The organism is Nonomuraea sp. NPDC051298 (assembly GCF_055586305.1).
In genome coordinates, this window is the sequence record NZ_JBVJIM010000001.1 from 952,268 (window position 1) to 970,020 (window position 17,753).

Annotated in this window: 13 protein-coding genes; 6 read left to right on the forward strand and 7 right to left on the reverse strand. The window is 71.0% G+C overall.

The genetic code is table 11. The annotated features are described in order from the left end of the window. Positions 1-15: 15 nt before the first annotated feature. A complete protein-coding gene (locus tag ACZ6S0_RS04615; RefSeq protein ID WP_465913190.1) occupies positions 16-2,109 on the reverse strand; it encodes a M6 family metalloprotease domain-containing protein in 2,094 nt (697 codons plus the stop codon). A gap of 106 nt (positions 2,110-2,215) precedes the next feature. Between ACZ6S0_RS04615 and ACZ6S0_RS04620 the strand changes: the two genes are divergently transcribed. Next, positions 2,216-3,373 (forward strand): PucR family transcriptional regulator, encoded by a 1,158-nt coding sequence (locus ACZ6S0_RS04620; RefSeq protein ID WP_465913191.1) that lies wholly within the window; start codon positions 2,216-2,218, stop codon positions 3,371-3,373. 87 nt (positions 3,374-3,460) lie between these two features. Continuing rightward, complete coding sequence (locus tag ACZ6S0_RS04625; RefSeq protein WP_465913192.1) at positions 3,461-4,525, forward strand: amidohydrolase family protein; 1,065 nt, start codon at positions 3,461-3,463, stop codon at positions 4,523-4,525. Here the strand turns inward: ACZ6S0_RS04625 and ACZ6S0_RS04630 are convergent. After that, a complete protein-coding gene (locus ACZ6S0_RS04630) occupies positions 4,470-4,904 on the reverse strand; it encodes a MarR family winged helix-turn-helix transcriptional regulator (protein ID WP_465913193.1) in 435 nt (144 codons plus the stop codon). The genes ACZ6S0_RS04625 and ACZ6S0_RS04630 overlap by 56 nt on opposite strands. A gap of 70 nt (positions 4,905-4,974) precedes the next feature. Between ACZ6S0_RS04630 and ACZ6S0_RS04635 the strand changes: the two genes are divergently transcribed. After that, the gene (locus ACZ6S0_RS04635; protein WP_465913194.1) at positions 4,975-6,708 is read left to right on the forward strand and encodes an ABC transporter ATP-binding protein; all 1,734 of its coding nucleotides are present in this window, start codon (positions 4,975-4,977) and stop codon (positions 6,706-6,708) included. Between the two features lie 36 nt (positions 6,709-6,744). Here the strand turns inward: ACZ6S0_RS04635 and ACZ6S0_RS04640 are convergent, their stop codons facing one another. After that, the gene (locus ACZ6S0_RS04640) at positions 6,745-7,920 is read right to left on the reverse strand and encodes a hypothetical protein (RefSeq protein WP_465913195.1); all 1,176 of its coding nucleotides are present in this window, start codon (positions 7,918-7,920) and stop codon (positions 6,745-6,747) included. Next, on the reverse strand, positions 7,917-8,402 hold the full coding sequence (locus tag ACZ6S0_RS04645; protein WP_465913196.1) for a SigE family RNA polymerase sigma factor: 486 nt from the start codon (positions 8,400-8,402) through the stop codon (positions 7,917-7,919). The genes ACZ6S0_RS04640 and ACZ6S0_RS04645 overlap by 4 nt, the downstream gene beginning before the upstream one ends. A 158-nt stretch (positions 8,403-8,560) precedes the next feature. Between ACZ6S0_RS04645 and ACZ6S0_RS04650 the strand changes: the two genes are divergently transcribed. After that, the gene (locus ACZ6S0_RS04650; protein ID WP_465913197.1) at positions 8,561-8,884 is read left to right on the forward strand and encodes a DUF5709 domain-containing protein; all 324 of its coding nucleotides are present in this window, start codon (positions 8,561-8,563) and stop codon (positions 8,882-8,884) included. Here the strand turns inward: ACZ6S0_RS04650 and ACZ6S0_RS04655 are convergent. Continuing rightward, positions 8,877-9,530: an HAD family hydrolase gene (locus ACZ6S0_RS04655; RefSeq protein WP_465913198.1), complete on the reverse strand. Its 654-nt coding sequence runs from the start codon at positions 9,528-9,530 to the stop codon at positions 8,877-8,879. The genes ACZ6S0_RS04650 and ACZ6S0_RS04655 overlap by 8 nt on opposite strands. Before the next feature lie 84 nt (positions 9,531-9,614). Here ACZ6S0_RS04655 and ACZ6S0_RS04660 point away from each other — a divergent pair, with 84 nt between their 5' ends. Then, entirely contained in the window at positions 9,615-11,618 is a 2,004-nt protein-coding gene (locus tag ACZ6S0_RS04660) for a catalase (RefSeq protein ID WP_465913199.1), read from the forward strand. A gap of 16 nt (positions 11,619-11,634) precedes the next feature. On the opposite strand, the gene hrpA is transcribed toward ACZ6S0_RS04660, so the two are convergent. Both hrpA and ppgK read right to left on the reverse strand, forming a co-directional pair. Next, a complete protein-coding gene (gene hrpA / locus ACZ6S0_RS04665) occupies positions 11,635-15,504 on the reverse strand; it encodes an ATP-dependent RNA helicase HrpA (protein WP_465913200.1) in 3,870 nt (1,289 codons plus the stop codon). A 200-nt stretch (positions 15,505-15,704) separates the two neighbouring features. Beyond that, on the reverse strand, positions 15,705-16,448 hold the full coding sequence (ppgK, locus tag ACZ6S0_RS04670; protein ID WP_465913201.1) for a polyphosphate--glucose phosphotransferase: 744 nt from the start codon (positions 16,446-16,448) through the stop codon (positions 15,705-15,707). Between the two features lie 148 nt (positions 16,449-16,596). Here ppgK and ACZ6S0_RS04675 point away from each other — a divergent pair, with 148 nt between their 5' ends. Further along, positions 16,597-17,730, forward strand: a complete 1,134-nt coding sequence (locus tag ACZ6S0_RS04675; RefSeq protein ID WP_465913202.1) for a TIGR03118 family protein — start codon at positions 16,597-16,599, stop codon at positions 17,728-17,730. The last annotated feature ends 23 nt before the right edge of the window (positions 17,731-17,753 follow it).

The following is a 17,753-nucleotide window of genomic DNA, read 5'->3' on the forward strand; positions in this document are numbered from 1 at the left end:
TACCCCATCTTTTGTTCAACGACCGATCACATGGCACGTGGCGGTGACCGTCTTGCTCGGGTCGCTCTCCGAGGTGGCGGTGAGCTTGACCCGGGCCAGCCGGTCGGCTCCGGCCGCGCGCACGGCGTCGACGCTCACGAGCGCCTGCTTGCCGAACGCGACGGAGGCCAGCGCGTTGGGCAGCCGGACCGTCCAGCCGTCGCCCTCGACCTCGGCCTTGAGCCGGTAGAGGTCGGAGTTCAGGTACGCGCTGACGTCCTCCGGGTGCTGACCCTGTGCCGAGGTCGCCCTGCCGGTGTTGAGCAGCGGGAACTTGCAGGTGGACTGGTTGCCGCCGGCGGGGACGCCGACCGACGGCAGCACCTTGACGCCGCGCCGCTGCGGTCCCGCGCCGTCCAGCGAGCGGACCGCGACCGTGTACGACAGCTCGCCGTCACGGTTGCGGTGCAGGTCGGTGATGTAGAAGTGCAGGCGGTTGGCCTCGTCGACGTACTCGTACTCGCTGCCGGAGTCGGTGCCGGCGTGGAAGAGTGCGTCGGAGAGCTGGCGGTAGTCGCCGATCGTGATCGGCACTTTGGTCCCGTCGGGCAGCACGTAGTCGGTCATGCCGATGTCCTGCGGGTTGGCGTCGATCACCCACTCGAACGGGGCGCTGTCGACGTCCTTGGTCTTGGCCAGCAGGACGCCCGCGTCGGGGGTGAAGGAGTCGCTGCCCATCCGGTCCACGACCTCGACCGTGTAGTTGTCGTAGCGACCGCCGTCGCACAGCGGGTCGTCGGCCTGGCACCCGCTCCTGTCCTCGTCCATGGTGATGTTGATGCCGGACAGCTCGTTCTTGCCCGGCTGCACCACGCGGGCCAGCACCTTCGCGGTGACCAGGCCCGACTCGGCGAGCGCCTCGCGGGAGAGCCGCAGGACGTTCCCCTCGTCCACCATGTTCAGCTTGATCTTGTTGCGGAGCATGTGCTGCGCGCCCATGGACGCGCCCGCGGTGGGCGGGATCAGCCAGCGCGAGTGCGGGCCGCCCGGCCCGTTGAAGCTGCCGCGGCTGAGCATCTCCCAGATGCCGGTGTACGCCCGGCGCGGCGGCACCCCGTACGGGTTGTTGTAGTTGTCGGCGATGCCGAAGATGTGGCTCAGCTCGTGGGCGTAGACGGCCATGCCCGAGCTCTCGGCCTGCACCGAGTCGATGCCGAAGCGGGCGTTGGGCCAGAAGTTGGACCCGGCCTGCCAGGAGCTCCACTCGACGTAGCGGGTGCGCGACCAGTTGGGCAGCGCGGGGTCGGGCGGGCCCCACTCGTCGGGCACCGACTCCTTGGTCGGGAACTTCATCATCCCGAACTCCTGCCAGGTGGACGACTCGTCCTGGCCGGCGCTGAGGTAGAAGACGAAGTCGTACTGGGCGGCCACGTCGGGGCCGACGGCGGCGAGCCAGGCGTTGTTGCCGTCGGTCCGCAGGTTCTTGTTGCACGTGTCGCCGGCCGGGCACGACTCGCGCTGGTACTCCATGGCGTACTCGTGGTCCTTGCCCGGCATCGTGTACGGGCCGAACCCGGTCAGATCCACGCCGATCCGGCCGCCGGAGTCCTCCATCCAGTATTCGTGGATGGTGTGCCCCTTGTTGAGGTCGTTCGGGGTGTTGAGGAAGTCCTGGTAGAACTTGGCGACCTGGTCACGCGGGATGTCGTGGGCCTGGGCGCTCGGGTTGGCGTAGATCGTCGAGCCCTGCGGCTGGGTCACCACGAACGGCTGGTTCGAATAGTCGAGCAGCACGAGCGCGCCCTTGAAGGTGCGCTGGGAGCCCTTGACGGAGGGGTCGTTCCACTTGGTGCCGGGCGGCTTCTTGTAGTCCGCCCAGGTCATGTTGTCGGGGTTCTCCCAGTTCTGCGGATCGATCGGCTGGAGGCCGCCGGGCGGGCGGGTGCGCATCACCTGGGCGTCGAGGGGTGTGTCGGACTGCCAGGGCTGCGTTTGCGGCCAGTGGTTCTGCCGCCACGGGTGCTCGGGATCTTCGGGGGGTGCTGCGGAAGCGGGGGTCGCCATCAGGCTCACCGGGATCAGCACGATGGCCGCCAGCAAACCCTTGAGCAGCTTCTTCGGGACGTTCACGGATTGACGGTATAGACGTTGTTGACGGAGATCACCGAGCAGTTGTAGGGAAGACACGTGGTGGCGTTTCCGTCACTTGTCGAAATATCCACGTAGAGGGGTGACTGTGGCGGATCTCCAGCGGACCGTCGACGAGCTGGCCGCCCGTCTCGGCCGCCCCCTGCTGCTCGAGGACCGCGTCCAGCGGGTCGTGGCCTACAGCGAGCAGAGCGGCGCCGTGGACGACGTCCGCCGCGACTCGATCCTGCGCCGGCACACCGTGCCCGAGGTACGGCAGTGGCTGCGGGCGGCGGGCGTCCACGAGGCCACCGCGCCGTTGCGCACCCCGGGCGCGCCCGGGCTGGGGCTGCTGCCGCGCGTCTGCGTCCCCGTACGCCACGCCGACGGCCTGCTCGGCTTCCTGTGGTTCATCGACGCCGAGCCGCCCATGTCCGACGTGTGCGTGGCCGCGGCCGCGGCCGCCGCGCCGGCCCTGGGTCTGGCCCTGTTCCACGAGAGCCTGGCCAGCGGGCTGGCCTCGCACCGGGAGCTGGAGGCGGTCAGCGGGCTGCTGCTGGGTGAGGGGGACGCGGCCAGGCAGCTCATCGAGGCGGGCGCGTTCCCGCAGGCGCAACCGGTGACCGTGCACGTGGCCAGGCCGCGCGCGGCCGAGCCGGACGACGCGCTGCGGCTGGCCCTGGAGCAGGGGCTGCTGGCGCTGCGGCGGCGGCTGAGCGGGCACCATCCGCTGCACCTGGTGCGCTACGACCACGCCGTGCTGCTCACCGCGGGCGCGCCGATCCCGGCCGACGAACTGCACGCGGCCATGCCGGTGCCGGTGGTGGTGGGGATCGGGCGGCCGAGGGCGGAGCTGGCGCAGGCGGCGGGGTCGTACCGGGAGGCCGGGCAGGCGGCCGAGGTGGCCGCGCGGGTGCCGGGGCTCGGGCGGACGGCGGAGTGGGCACGGCTGGGCGTCTACCGGATGCTCCTCCAGGTGCCCGACCACGACCTGCATCCTGGGCTGGCGGAGCTGCTGGGCGACGCGCAGTACCTGCCGCTGCTCGAGACGCTGGAGACGTATCTGGACCTGGCGGGCAGCGCGGTGGCCACCTCGCGGGCGCTGCGGCTGCACCGGACGTCGCTGTACTACCGATTACAGCGGGTGGAGGAGCTGGCGGGAACCGACCTGAAAGACGGCGGGGAACGGCTGGCCCTGCACCTCAGCCTCAAGCTGGCCCGATTGTCGGGCCGCTACCTGCCGAGGGATTCACATACTTCGTCCTAATTGCACCATGTCCCCGGTTCACGTTTAATGCCGTAAGGGTAATGCCCTGGAGATAGTGCCCTGAGGGCGATCCGACGGGGAGTTCCTATGGCGTCTGCGAAGCGTGCCGGTCCGGTGGCGAGCAGGCGCGTGCCCATAATGATCCACTCCGCGCCGCTCGTCCTGCCCATTTCCGCTGAGCACCTGCGCGACGGGGCCGTGGCCGTCAGAGGAGAGCGGGTGCTCGCCGTGGGCCCGCGCACCGAGCTGCGCCTGTCCTTCCCCGCCGCCGAGGAGCGGCACTGGCGCGGCATGATCGTCGCGGGCCTGGTGGACGCCTGCGCCACCGTGACGACCGGCTCCCCCGGGGTGACCGCGCGGGCGCGCGTGGTCTCCGACCTGGCCGACCCCTCCGGCCTGCCCGGCATCTCGTACGTCGAGGTGACCAGCGAGAGCGAGGAGGAGTGGGAGGAGCGCGAACGGGACGCGGTCATCACCGCCATCCGCGAGTTCGACCGGCCCTGCGCGGTCGGGATCGCCGCGCGCACCCGCAACCCCCTGGTGCTGGAGGACGTGGCCGTGCTGGCCAGGACGTTCGGGCTGCGGCTGCTGGTCGAGCTCGACCGTCACTCCTCCGCGTCACTGGACGAGACCGGGGTGCTCGGGCCACTGTGCCACGCCGTGTGCGCCCGGCCGCTCGACCCGGGCGAGCGCAAGCTGCTGCGCCTGCGCGGGACCGCGGTGGCCCTGTGCCCGGCGGGACCCGACCCGGCCACGGACGTGCTGGCGCTGCTGGAGGAGGGCAACACCGTCGCGTTCGGGAGCCGGGGCCCGCGCTCCCGCGCCGGTTCCGGAGGCCCGCTCGCGGCGGCTGCGGCCGTACGGGGACACGTACGCGGGCTCGGCCTGCGCCCGCGCGGGCTGGACCGCCGGCTGGTGGAGGCGGCCACGCTGGGCGGGGCCCGCGCCCTGGGCATGGACCGGGGCAGGGGACGGATCGGCGCCCTGAGCCCCGGCGCGCGGGCCGACTTCGCCGTCTACGACGCCCGGGGGCGTTACCCGTACGCCGCCCTGCTGGCCCAGCCGCCCTGTCTCGGCACGGTGGTCGGCGGCACCGTCAACGGTGCTGCCGGTGACCCGGCCCCTCCTCCACCAGACCCAGCAAGTCCCTGAGCCGCTCGCGCTGCTCCTCCGTCAGCACCGCGAACAGCTCCTCCCCCGCCTGCCTGCGCGCGTCGCGGGCCCGCTCGCCCAGCGCCCGGCCCTCAGGGGTGATCACGACCAGCGTCGAGCGGCGGTTGGCCGGGTCGACCTCCCTGCGCGCCAGCCCCGCCGCCTCCAGCGCGTCCACGACCGGCGTGAGCGAGCGCGGCACGATGCGCAGCTCGTCGGCCAGCCGCACCATGCGCATCGGCCGCTCGGCGCCGGCGAGCGCGCGCAGCGCCCGCGCCTGGCCGGGGTTGAGCCCGAGCGGCACCAGCCGGTCGGCGTAGCCGTGCCGCAATCGCCTGCCGACCAGGAACAAGAGCTCGGCCAGCTCCTTTTCTGCCATACCGGATAGTTTAGCCGGAACAAATATGAGTTAACCTCTGTTTGAGTGGACATCTGAAAGGAGGCCCCACTTGGCGGAGGAACCACGAGCGCCCCTCGGGCGGATCGTCAAGCTCTTCGTCGCCTACCGCGGCCGCCTGGCCGTGGTGGCCTCGTTCATCCTGCTGTCCTCGCTGGTGTCGCTGGCCTCGCCGTTCCTGCTGCGCGAGGTGCTGGACGTCGCGATCCCGGCCAGGGACACCGGGCTGCTCACGCTGCTGGCCCTGGGCATGATCCTGGTGGCGGTCACGACGACCGTGTTCGACGTGCTGCAGACGCTCGTCTCCACCACCGTGGGCCAGCGGGTGATGCACGACCTGCGCATCGCGGTCTACACGCACCTGCAGCGCATGTCGCTGGCGTTCTTCACCCGCACCAGGACGGGCGAGGTGCAGTCGCGCATCGCCAACGACATCGGCGGCATGCAGGCCGTCGTCACCTCGACGGCCGCCTCGATCGTCTCCAACCTCACCACCGTCATCGCCACGATCGTGGCCATGATCGCGCTCGACTGGCGGCTGACCGTGGTCTCCCTCGCGCTGCTGCCGGTGTTCGTGTGGATCAGCCGCAAGGTCGGCTCCGAGCGCAAGCGCATCACGTCGGAGCGGCAGCGCAAGCTGGCGGGCATCGCCTCCATGGTGCAGGAGTCGCTGTCGATCAGCGGCATCCTGCTGGGCCGTACGATGGGCCGCTCGGCCGAGCTGACCGAGCGCTTCGGCCGGGCCTCCGACGAGCTGGCCGACCTCGGCGTGCGTACCAGCATGGCGGGGCGCTGGCGGCAGTCGTCCATCCAGCTCGTCATGGCCGCGATGCCCGCGATGATCTACTGGGCCGTGGGGCACACCGGGTCGATCTCGGTGGGCACGCTGGTGGCGTTCACGACGTTGCAGGCCGGGCTGTTCCGGCCGATGGTCTCGCTGCTGCGGCTGGGGGTCGAGGTGCAGACCTCGCTGGCGCTGTTCGGGCGCATCTTCGAGTACCTCGACCTGCCCGTCGAGCTCCGGCCCGGCTCGGCGGAGCTGCGTGACGTGCGCGGCGAGGTCCGCTTCGAGCAGGTCGACTTCTCGTACGGCGACGGCCCCACGCTCACCGGCGTCGACCTCACCGTGCCGGCGGGCACCAGCCTGGCCGTCGTGGGCGAGACGGGCGCGGGCAAGACCACGCTGAGCTATCTGCCGCCCAGGCTCTACGACGTCACCGGCGGCCGGGTCACGATCGACGGGGTGGACGTGCGGGAGCTGACCTTCGAGTCGCTGAGCGACGTGGTCGGCGTGGTGTCGCAGGAGACGTACCTGTTCCACGCCTCGATCGCCGACAACCTGCGCTTCGCCCGTCCCTCGGCCACCGACGAGGAGTTGGAGGAGGCGGCGCGGGCCGCGCGCGTGCACGCCCTCATCGCCTCGCTGCCCGACGGCTACGACACCGTGGTGGGCGAGCGCGGCTACCGCTTCTCCGGGGGCGAGAAGCAGCGCCTGGCCATCGCCCGCACACTGCTGCGCGACCCGCCGGTGCTGATCCTCGACGAGGCCACCAGCGCACTCGACACGCAGACGGAGAAGGCCGTGCAGGAGGCGCTCGACGCGCTGGCGCGGGGGCGTACGACGATCATGATCGCGCACCGCCTGTCCACCGTCCGCGACGCGGACCAGATCGTCGTGCTCGACCACGGACGGATCGTCGAACGCGGCACCCACGACGAGCTGATGGCCCTGGGCGGCCACTACGCGGCGCTGGTGAGCCGCGACCACCCCCTCGAACTCGTCTGACCCCCTGAGCCGAGCACGTGGACGCGCCCCGGCCGCTCACCAACCGCGCAGGGAGTAGGCGATCACCCCCTCGGGCAGGTCGGCGAGGCGTGACAGCGCGCCGGTGCCGATGTTCCAGCCGAGCAGCCGGTCCCCGCTCTCGATGATCACCGTCTCCTGGCCGATCCAGCCGCGTACGGCGCAGCCGCGCTTGCCGCACCTCGTGTCGGGGGAATCGCCCCAGGGCAGCAGCAGCGTCCTGACCACCCGTCCCGTGGCGACGTCGGCCACGACGACCACGTCGGCGGCCACCGCGGGCAGATCGTCGTGCGCGAACGCCGACTGGGCGACGAGCCCGCCGCGCTGCCATCCGTGGCGGCCCAGGACGCCCACGGGCATCCCGCCCCCGTCAGTGAGGCGCCGGACGTCCAGCTCCACCTCCGACCCGCCCTCCTGGAGGACGGTACGGCCGCCTTCACCGGGCGAGACGATCCTGAGGTCGCGATAGCCCGCGACACCCGCGAAGCCCGCGTACGGCTGCCGCCGCGCCTTCCCCGTGGCCAGGTCGAGCAGGTAGTTCGCCTCCTCCTGCTCGACGAGGAGCCGCTCGCCGCGCCAGAGCACCACCTCGTTGAACCCCGGCACCGGATAGCGCCTGACCTGGCCGATCACGAGGTCGACGACCACCACCTCGTCCTTCTGCGGGAAGGCGGCCATCGTCCCGTCGGGGGCGAGCGCGTTGGGCTTGAGCGGCGTCCCGCCGTTGCCGCCGGCGTCCACGGAGTCGCCCAGCTTCACGTCGAGCGGGACCCGGCCGCCGGACTTCAGCAGGTAGATCTTCCCGTCGCCGTACTCGGCCAGCGCCAGGACGGGCCCGGGAACCGCGCTCACGACGGGGAGATCGGCCCACTCCTTCGGCAGTTCGGTCGCCAGCGTGGGCAGCCCCGCCTCGCCGCTGGGCGGCGGCGCGGTGTCCATCGCGGGGGGCGGCGGGATCGCGGGCGTGGGGGTGAGGCCGGGGTAGATGGTGACGCCGCGCTCGACCGGCTCGGGGGACAGGGCGACCCCCGCCACGACCAGCGCGGTGACCGTGGCGGCCACCGCCGCCGCCGTCCATCGGCCGCGGGCCCGACGCCGCGTGCCCTGCCGCCACAGCTCGCTCGCGCGGGACGGCCCCTCGGGCAGGGTCTCGGCGAGATCGTCGAACAGCTCCCGCAGCCTCTGGTCCGTCATATCAGCACCTCTTCCAGTTCGGGAGCGACCTCGCGCAGCCGCCTGAGCGCCGCGTGCGTCTGGCTCTTCACGGTCCCGGACGAGACCCGGAGGATCGCGGCGACCTCCCCGACGGGCAGGTCCTCGTAGAAGCGCAGCACCAGCACCGCCCGCTGCTTCACCGGCAGCCTGGCCAGCGCGCGGGCGAACACCATCTTCAGGTCCGACGCCCGCGAGCCGTCGTCGTCCGCCCGCTCGGGCGGCTCCTCGTAGGCGAACTCCCGCTGCCTGCGCCACTTGGACGCCACGTCCCTGTACAGGGTGGTACGCACATAGCCGGCAGGATCGGTGTGCACCTTCGACCAGCGGCCCGCCAGTTTGATCAGGGCATCCTGCAGCACGTCCTCGGCCAGGTGCCGGTCACCGCTGATGAGGATGGCCGCACGCAGCAACCGCGGGTACCACGCGGCGACGAACGCCTCGAACGCCTCGGAATCCGTCATGTAGGCAAGACGCCTGAGAGAGGGCGAACGGTTGGGGCCTTCGCGAAATCGCCCGATCTGAGCGCCTGAGCCGGGGATCAGGCAAGGAAGCGTCGGCACAGGCCCCAGGGCAGGCCAAGTCCCCGTATTCCTGCCCGTTCCCTGGGTAGGGGGCGCATATGACCGAAACACCTCCGAACCGGTACGGCATGAGCGATGAGCAGGAGATCGAGGTCAGGGAGTGGACCGACGATCTCGGCTTCCGTCATGAGATCGTCGAGGACGACCCGCAGCACCGGGACACCCTCGACGAGCGCCTGCGGCGGGAGGCCCCGGAGCGGCTGCGCGGCCCGCGGCCCAAGCATCGCCTCACGCAGCCCGACGAGGGGCTCGGACCGGATCGGGAAAGCGAGGAGATCGGCGAGGACTGGGTTGACGACACCGACGACATGTCGGCCGAGGAACGGGCGGTCCGCATCGATCCCGACGAAAACCTCACATGAGGCGGCCGAGCACCGGCAGCACCCCGTGCAGGTCGTCGACGATCGCGTCGGCGGCCCGTGCCTGGGGGCGCTCGGCATGCAGGTAGCCCCAGGGGCCGCGGCGCAGCAGCGCGGTCCGCATGCCCGCCGCGGCGGCCGGGAGCACGTCGTTGTCGAGCCGGTCCCCCACGTAGAGGATCTCGGCCGGCTCGCGGCCGGCCACGGCGGCGACCTTGGCGAAGAAGCCGGCCTCCGGCTTGGCCACGCCCCACCCCTCGGAGGTGTGCACGGAGTCGGCGGGCAGCTCCATCGCGACGAGGGCGTCGTAGGCGCGGCGCGGCTGGTTGCCGGCGATGATGACCTGGTATCCGGCCTCGCGCAGGGCGGCCAGGGCCGGACGCGCGTCGGGGTAGAGGTCGTCGGCGTCGAAGTGGTTGCGCAGGCCGCCGGGGTCGTCCCGCTCCCAGGCGGCCTCCTCCGCCACGGGGTCGAGGCCGGGGCGGACGAGCCGGAAGGCGTCGTCGTGCGGACGGTCGAGCGCGGCCATCCCGCCCAGCGCCCCCATGAGCACGAAGGGGCTGACCCCGAGGCGCTCGGCCCAGCGGGTCCAGATGCGCGTCTCGCTGATCAACGTCTCCCCGACGTCGAACACCACTGCTCTGATCATCGATCCCCCTGCTCGATCGGCCCTGCTTCGTCTCATCTGACCGGGCACTAGTACCGGATAAATATCCGCAAGGGGGATTTTTTCATGCGACCAGAGCGTGACGCGAAAGACCGGCAACTCGACGCCGACCGCGTACCTCTCGACGACCTCACGATGACCACCGACCAGGGCATCCGCGTCGACGACACCGACAACTCCCTCAAGGCGAGCCTGCGCGGGCCCACCCTCATGGAGGACTTCCACGCCCGCGAGAAGCTCACCCGCTTCGACCACGAACGCATCCCCGAGCGCGTGGTGCACGCCCGGGGCGCGGGCGCGTACGGGATCTTCGAGCTGTACGAGCCGCTCGCCGACCTCACCTCGGCGGCCTTCCTGAACGACACCTCGGTCAAGACGCCCACCTTCGTACGGTTCTCGACCGTGGCGGGCTCGCGCGGCTCGGCCGACACCGTACGCGACGTGCGCGGCTTCGCCACGAAGTTCTACACCACCCAGGGCAACTTCGACATCGTGGGCAACAACTTCCCCGTCTTCTTCATCCAGGACGGGATCAAGTTCCCCGACTTCGTGCACGCCGTCAAGCCGGAGCCGCACAACGAGATCCCGCAGGCGCAGTCGGCGCACGACACGTTCTGGGACTTCGTGCAGCTCCAGCCCGAGACGCTGCACATGGTCATGTGGCTCATGTCCGACCGGGCGATCCCGCGCAGCTTCCGGATGATGCAGGGCTTCGGGGTGCACACGTTCCGGCTGGTGAACGCCTCGGGGCAGGGCACGTTCGTCAAGTGGCACTGGCGGCCGGTGCTGGGGACGTACTCGCTGGTGTGGGACGAGGTGCTGCGCGTCCAGGGCAACGACCCCGACTACAACCGCCGCGACCTGTGGGAGGCCATCGAGCGCGGCGCCTTCCCCGAGTACGAGCTGTGCGTGCAACTCGTGCCCGAGTCGCGCGAGCACGACTTCGACTTCGACCTGCTCGACGCCACGAAGATCATTCCCGAGGAGCAGGTGCCGCTGCGGCGCATCGGCAAGATGACGCTCAACCGCAACCCGCAGAACTTCTTCGCCGAGACCGAGCAGGTCGCCTTCCACACGGCCAACGTGGTGCCCGGCATCGACTTCACCAACGACCCGCTGCTGCAGGCCAGGAACTTCTCCTATCTCGACACCCAGCTCCTGCGCCTGGGCGGGCCCAACTTCCCGCAGATCCCGGTCAACCGGCCGATCGCCCCCGTACGCAACGACCAGCGCGACGGCTTCCACCAGCACCTGATCCACGAGTCGCGCACCAGCTACGCCCCGAACTCCATCAGCGGCGGCTGCCCGGCGGCCATGGACGGCTACCGGCACTACCAGGAGAAGGTGGAGGGCACCAAGATCCGGATGCGCAGCCCCAGCTTCGGCGACCACTACAGCCAGGCCACGCTCTTCTGGAACAGCATGGCCGACTGGGAGCAGCGGCACATCGTGGCCGCGTTCCTGTTCGAACTGGGGCACGTGGAGCGCAAGCACGTCAAGGAGGGCGTGCTCGTGCACCTGAGCAAGATCCACCCGGACCTGGGCGCCCAGGTGGCGCGGGGCCTCGGCCTGCCCGCGCCGGCCACGGGCGAGGTGCACGCGAACAGCTCGCCCGCGCTCAGCATGACCGGCCAGCCGCGCAGCGTGGCCACCCGCAAGATCGCCGTTCTCATGGCCGACGGCACGGACGCCGCCGCCGTCTCCGCCTTCCGCCAGGCCCTGGAGGGGCAGGGGGCGATCTGCGAGATCGTCGCCCCGCACGAGGGCGAGGTCGGGGGCGTCCCGGTGGACAGGCAGCTCAGCGCCGTCAGCTCGGTCACCTACGACGCCGTGGTGGCCGCGGACGGCGCGGCGCTGGCCGGGGAGTCGCGGGCGCTGTTCTTCGTCCTGGAGTCCTTCAAGCACGGCAAGGCCGTGGGCGCCGTGGGGTCGGGCCGCCAACTGGTGGAGGCGGCCCGGCTGCCCAACGACGTGGGGGTGATCGTGGGCGACGACATCGCGGGGTCGTTCGCGGAGGCCGTGGCGGGCCACCGCTTCTACGACCGGGACGTGTCCCGCGTGCCCGCCTGACCACCGACGCGCGTGCTCATGGGGTGAGCTTCTCCAGGGCCTTCGCGATGCGCTTCTCCGACACGGGGGTCGGCGTGCCGAGGGTCTGGGCGAAGAAGCTCACCCGCAGCTCCTCGATCATCCACCGGATCTCGACGACGTCCGGGTCGCCCCGGCGCGCGGGACGCAGGCGTTGCAGCACGTCGTGGTAGTCGTCCTCGACCTTGTGCACCCGGTCCGTCCACTCCTGGTCGCGCCAGGGCTCCTCCGGGAGCTTGGTGAGGCGGCGCTCGATCGCCCGCAGGTAGCGCAGGAGGTCGGGCAGCCGCCGGTGGCCGGTGGCCGTCACGAAGCCCGCGTGGACGAGCCTGCCGAGCTGGTCGCGTACGTCGTCGGTGGCCGCGCTCGCCCGCAGCCCGTCGAGGCGGACGCCGGCCTCGTGCCAGACGCTCAGGATCTGCTCCACCTTGGCCAGCACCTCGCGGGCCGTTTCGTACAGCTCGGCGCGCACGTGCTGGTAGAGGCGGTCGAAGGCGACCGGCTCCCAGGCCGGGCCTCCGACGTCGAGCATCAGCTTGTCGACCGCCGCGTTGACCACGTCGTCGAACAGCGCCACCGCCCCGCCGTGCGGGCTGCGTGACAGGGCCAGCTTGGCCTGGTTGGACAGGCCGCCGAGCAGCGACTTGGCCGGGTTGGTGACGTTGAGCAGGAGCAGGCGGCGGACGCCTGGCCAGTGGGAGCGGCGCTGCTCGGCCTCCGTCTCGAAGATCTTGATCGAGACCGAGTCGCCCGCGTCCACCAGCGCCGGGTAACCCTTCATCCGGCCCTGCTCGAACACCTTGGGCAGGGCGCCGAAGCTCCAGGTGTGCAGGCCGGTCTGCTCCAGGTCGTCGCCCGCCTGCGAGAGCGTCTGCCGCAGGCGCGGCGCCAGGCGGCGTTTGAGCGCGTCGAGGTCTTTGTCCTCGGCCACCGTACGGTGCCGCTCGTCTATCACCCGGTACGTGATCCGCAGGTGGTCCGGCACCTGGTCGAGCTGCCAGGACTCGCGCGGCACGCGTACGCCGGTCAGCCGCAGCAGCTCGCGCTCCACGGCCTCCAGCAGCGGCTCACCGCCCTGGCGCACCCCGGTCAGCACCTGCTTGGCGTAGTTGGGGGCGGGCACGAAGTTGCGCCGCAGGTTCTTCGGCAGCGACCGGATCAACGCGGTGATCAGCTCTTCGCGCAGCCCCGGGATCTGCCAGTCGAAGCCGTCGGAGCTGACCTGGTTGAGCACCTGGAGCGGCACGTGGACGGTGACGCCGTCGGCGTCGGCCCCCGGCTCGAACTGGTAGGTCAGCTTCATGCGCTGGCCGAGCTGCTTCCAGTTGTCGGGGTAGTCGCGGGCGCTGACGTCGGCGCCCTCGTTGACCAGCATCTCCGGCGAGAACATGAGCAGCTCCGGCTGCTCCTGCCTGGCCTTCTTCCACCACGAGTCGAAGTGGCGGGCCGAGACCACGTCGGCCGGGACCCGGTGGTCGTAGAAGTCGTAGAGCGCCTCGTCGTCGACCAGGATGTCGCGGCGGCGGGCGCGGTTCTCCAGCTCCTCGACCTCTTCGAGCAGCCGCCGGTTGTCCTTCAGGAAGCGGTGGTGGGTGTCCCAGTCGCCCTCGACCAGCGCGTGCCTGATGAACAGCTCGCGCGACAGCTCGGGGTCGACGCGGCCGTAGTTGACCTTGCGGCCGACCACGAGCGGCACGCCGTAGAGGGTGACCTCCTCCAGGGCGATCACCGCGCCCTGGTTCTTCTCCCAGTGGGGCTCGGAGTAGGTGCGCTTGACCAGGTGCTGGGCCACGGGCTCGACCCAGTCGGGCTCGATCTTGGCGTTGACCCTGGCCCACAGGCGCGAGGTCTCGACCAGCTCGGCCGACATGACCCACTGCGGCTGCTTCTTGGCCAGCGCCGAGCCGGGGAAGATCGCGAAACGGGCGTTGCGGGCGCCGAGGTATTCCTGGATCGGCCGCCGCCCGTCGGCCCCGCGCTTCTCCATGACGTCCTTGACGCCGATGTGCGACAGCAGCCCGACGAGCAGCGAGGCGTGCACGTGGAAGGGCTCGGCGGGCCCGCTGACGGGCTGGGCCCCGAGCGTCTGGCGGATCTGGCTGTAGATGTCCTGCCACTCGCGTACGCGCAGGTAGTTGAGGAACTCGGCCTTGCACAACCGCCGGAACGCGCTGGAGGACAGCTCTTTCTGCTTGTCGCGCAGGTAGTCCCACAGGTTGAGGTAGGCCAGGAAGTCGGACTCGGGGTCGGCGAAGCGGCGGTGCTTCTCGTCGGCCTGCTGCTGCTTGTCGGAGGGACGTTCGCGCGGGTCCTGGATGGACAGCGCGGCGGCGATCACCATGACCTCGCGCAGGCAGCCGTTCTTCTCCGCCTCCAGCACCATGCGGCCGAGGCGCGGGTCGACCGGCAGGCCCGCCAGCTTGCGCCCGATGCCGGTGAGCTTGCCGTGGACGTCGAACGCGCCCAGCTCGTGCAGCAGGTTGACGCCGTCTTTCACCTGGCGGCGGTCGGGCGGCTCGACGAACGGGAACGCCTCGATGTCGCCCAGCCCGATCGAGGTCATCTGGAGGATGACCGAGGCCAGGTTCGTCCGCAGGATCTCGGGGTCGGTGAACTCCGGCCGGGTGAGGAAGTCGTCCTCCTCGTAGAGCCGGACGCAGATGCCGTCGGAGGTGCGCCCGGAACGGCCCTTGCGCTGGTTGGCGCTGGCCTGCGAGATGGGCTCGATGGGAAGGCGCTGCACCTTGGTGCGGTGGCTGTAGCGCGAGATGCGGGCGAAGCCCGGGTCGACCACGTATTTGATGCCAGGGACGGTGAGCGAGGTCTCGGCCACGTTGGTGGCCAGCACGATGCGGCGGCCGGTGTGGCGCTGGAAGACGCGGTGCTGCTCGGCGGCGCTCAGCCGGGCGTAGAGCGGGAGGATCTCGGTGTTGCGGAACTCGGCCTTGGCGAGGGCGTCGGCGGCGTCGCGGATCTCGCGCTCGCCCGACAGGAAGACCAGCACGTCGCCGGGGCCCTCCCCGATCAGCTCCCGGCAGGCGTCGACGATGCCCTGCGTCTGGTCGTCGTCCTCCTCCAGCGGCCGGTAGCGCACCTCCACCGGGTAGGTGCGGCCGGAGACCTCGATGATCGGCGCGTCGTCGAAGTGGCGGGAGAAGCGCTCGGGGTCGATCGTGGCGCTGGTGATGACGACCTTGAGGTCGGGGCGCTTGGGCAGGAGCTGTTTCAGGTAGCCGAGGATGAAGTCGATGTTGAGGCTGCGCTCGTGGGCCTCGTCGATGATCAGCGTGTCGTACTGGTCGAGCAGGCGGTCGTTCTGCAGCTCGGCCAGGAGGATGCCGTCGGTCATGAGCTTGACCAGGGTGCGCTCGCTCGCCTGGTCGGTGAAGCGGACCTTGTAGCCGACCACCTCGCCGAGGCCGGTGCCCAGCTCTTCCGCGATGCGCTCGGCGACCGTGCGGGCGGCGATGCGGCGGGGCTGGGTGTGTCCGATCAGCCCGCGTACGCCCCGGCCCAGCTCGAGGCAGATCTTGGGAATCTGGGTGGTCTTGCCGGAGCCCGTCTCGCCCGCGATGATCACGACCTGGTGGTCGCGGATGGCCTCGAGGATGTCGTCCTTGCGCTGGGCGACAGGCAGGTTTTCCGGATATTTCACCTTTGGTACGGCTTCGCGGCGGCGTACCAGTCGCTGCTCGGCCCGTTCCACGTCGGCGAGGATCTCGGCGACGATCTTGTCCCGCGTGTCGCGGGAGCGCACCCGGCGCATGCCGTCGAGCCTGCGCCGCAGCCGCCGCTCGTCGCGGGGCATGAGCTCGGGCAGGCGGGACTGGAGCTCGGCGAGTGGAGAGGACAAGGAAGGAGTTCCCATACTGCTTTCAGGATATTTGAGCCCCGTGTCACCGGCGCCAACTGCCCATGCTGCCCGACCGCGCCCACCTCCCGCATCCCAATATCACCAACGCCCCGGCGATCGCGGTCCGGCGGGCTTCGGGCGGGCGGCGGGGGCAGGCAGGTCAGGCGGCGGTCGCCCGGTCGGCGGGGGCAGGTGGGTCAGGTGGGTCAGGTGGGTCAGGTGGCGGTCGCCCGGTCGGCGGCGGCGTGGGCGGCGGCGTGGGCGGCGCCGACGATGCCCGCCTGGTTCTGCAGCGTGGCCGGGACGACGGGCGTGTCGAGGCGCACGTGCGGCAGGAACTTGTCGGTCTTCCTGCTCACGCCCCCGCCGATCACGATCAGCGACGGCGAGAACAGCATCTCGACGTGCCGCAGGTACTCCTCCACCCGCTCGGCCCACTTCTCCCAGCTCAGCCCGTGATCCTCGCGGACCCGCGCGGAGGCCCGGTGCTCGGCGTCCTTGCCGTGCAGCTCCAGGTGCCCCAGCTCGGTGTTGGGCACCAGGACCCCGTCGACGAACAGCGCGCTGCCGATGCCCGTGCCGAACGTCAGCACCAGCACCGTGCCCCGCTGCCCCCGCCCCCGTCCGAAACGGACCTCGGCCAGGCCCGCCGCGTCGGCGTCGTTCAGCACGGTGGCCCCGCCGAACAGCCGGGCCGCGTCCACGCCCACCCACGAGCGGTCGACGTTGGCGGCCGACCTGACCACGCCGTCCACCACCACGCCGGGAAAGGTGACGCCGACCGGGCCGTCCCAGCCGAAATGCCGCACGATCGAGGCCACCACCTCGGCCACCGCGTCCGGCCGGGACGGCTCGGGCGTCGGGATGCGGAGCCGCTCGTCCGCCAGCTCGCCCGCCTGCGTGTCGACCGGCGCGCCCTTGATGCCCGAGCCGCCGATGTCGATGCCCAACACGTTCATGGTGAACCTCTCCCCTACCGGTCGCGGAAAAACCCTAATTCCAGACACGGCTGAACCCACTCCAAGGCCCCTGATTCCATGCATGGCTGAACCCACCCCCGGGCCCTCCGCGTATCTCGCGTCACAAGCGCTATCTAGGAGGCAACGGATGCGGCCACGCATCATCACACTCTGCGCTGTTGCGGTCGTTCTGGGAGCGACTCTCACCTCTCCCGCACACGCCACCACCAGGACCAGATTCGACGTCACCAACCTTGTGTCGGACGTCAAGGGCAAGGCCCCCGTCACCGACCCCAAGGTCGTCAACCCGTGGGGCCTGGCCATGGGCAAGACCCTCTGGGTCTCGAACACCGGCACCGGCAGCGCCACCGTCTACTCCGGCACGGGCAAGAAGGAGAAGACGGAGGTGGCCATCCCGGGCGGGGCCCCGACGGGCCAGGTGTTCAACTCCGGCGACGGCTTCACCGTGAAGGACAAGCCCGCCACCTTCATCTTCTCCAGCCCCAGCGGCGCCATCTCCGGCTGGAACGCCGAGGTCGACCCGGCCAACGCGATCATCGCGGCCTTCACCCGGGGCGCCGACTACAAGGGCCTGGAGCTCGTCCGGACCGAGGACGAGGAGTTCCTGCTGGCCGCCGACTTCGCCAATGGCCGCATCCACGCCTTCGACCAGGACTTCCGGCGCATCGGCCTGGCCAACTGGCAGTTCAGGGACCGTACGCTGCCGAAGGGCTACCACGCCTACAACGTGGCGGTGGCCAACGGCAACATCTGGGTCGCCTACGCCCTGCGCGACGCGTCCACCGGCAAGCCGGTCTTCGGCAAGGGGAAGGGTTTCGTCAGCCGCTTCGACGCCACGGGTCGCCTGACCGGCCGCATCTCCAGGACCGGGTTGAACGCCCCCTGGGGGCTCACCGCGGCGCCCAAGGGCTGGAGCCAGTACGCGGGCGCGCTGCTGGTCGGCAACTTCGGCGACGGGACCGTGCACGCGTACCGGCAGGGCCGCCACCTCGGCGCCCTGACCACGGTCGGCGGCAAGCCGATCGTGCTGCCCGGCCTGTGGGACCTGCAGCCCGGCACCGCGGCCACCGGCGGCGAGAGCGCGCTGTGGTTCTCCGCCGGGATCGACGCCACCAAGCACGGCCTGATCGGCGTGATCGCCCCGCAGGGCACCAAGGTCAGCTCGACCGGGGCGGCCGGCACGCCGTCGAGCAGCCCGACGCCCTCGGCCAGCCAGAAGACCAGCGCCCCCGCCACCCAGAACCCCTATGGCGGGTACTGACCGGCGCCCGGTCGCCGCCGCCC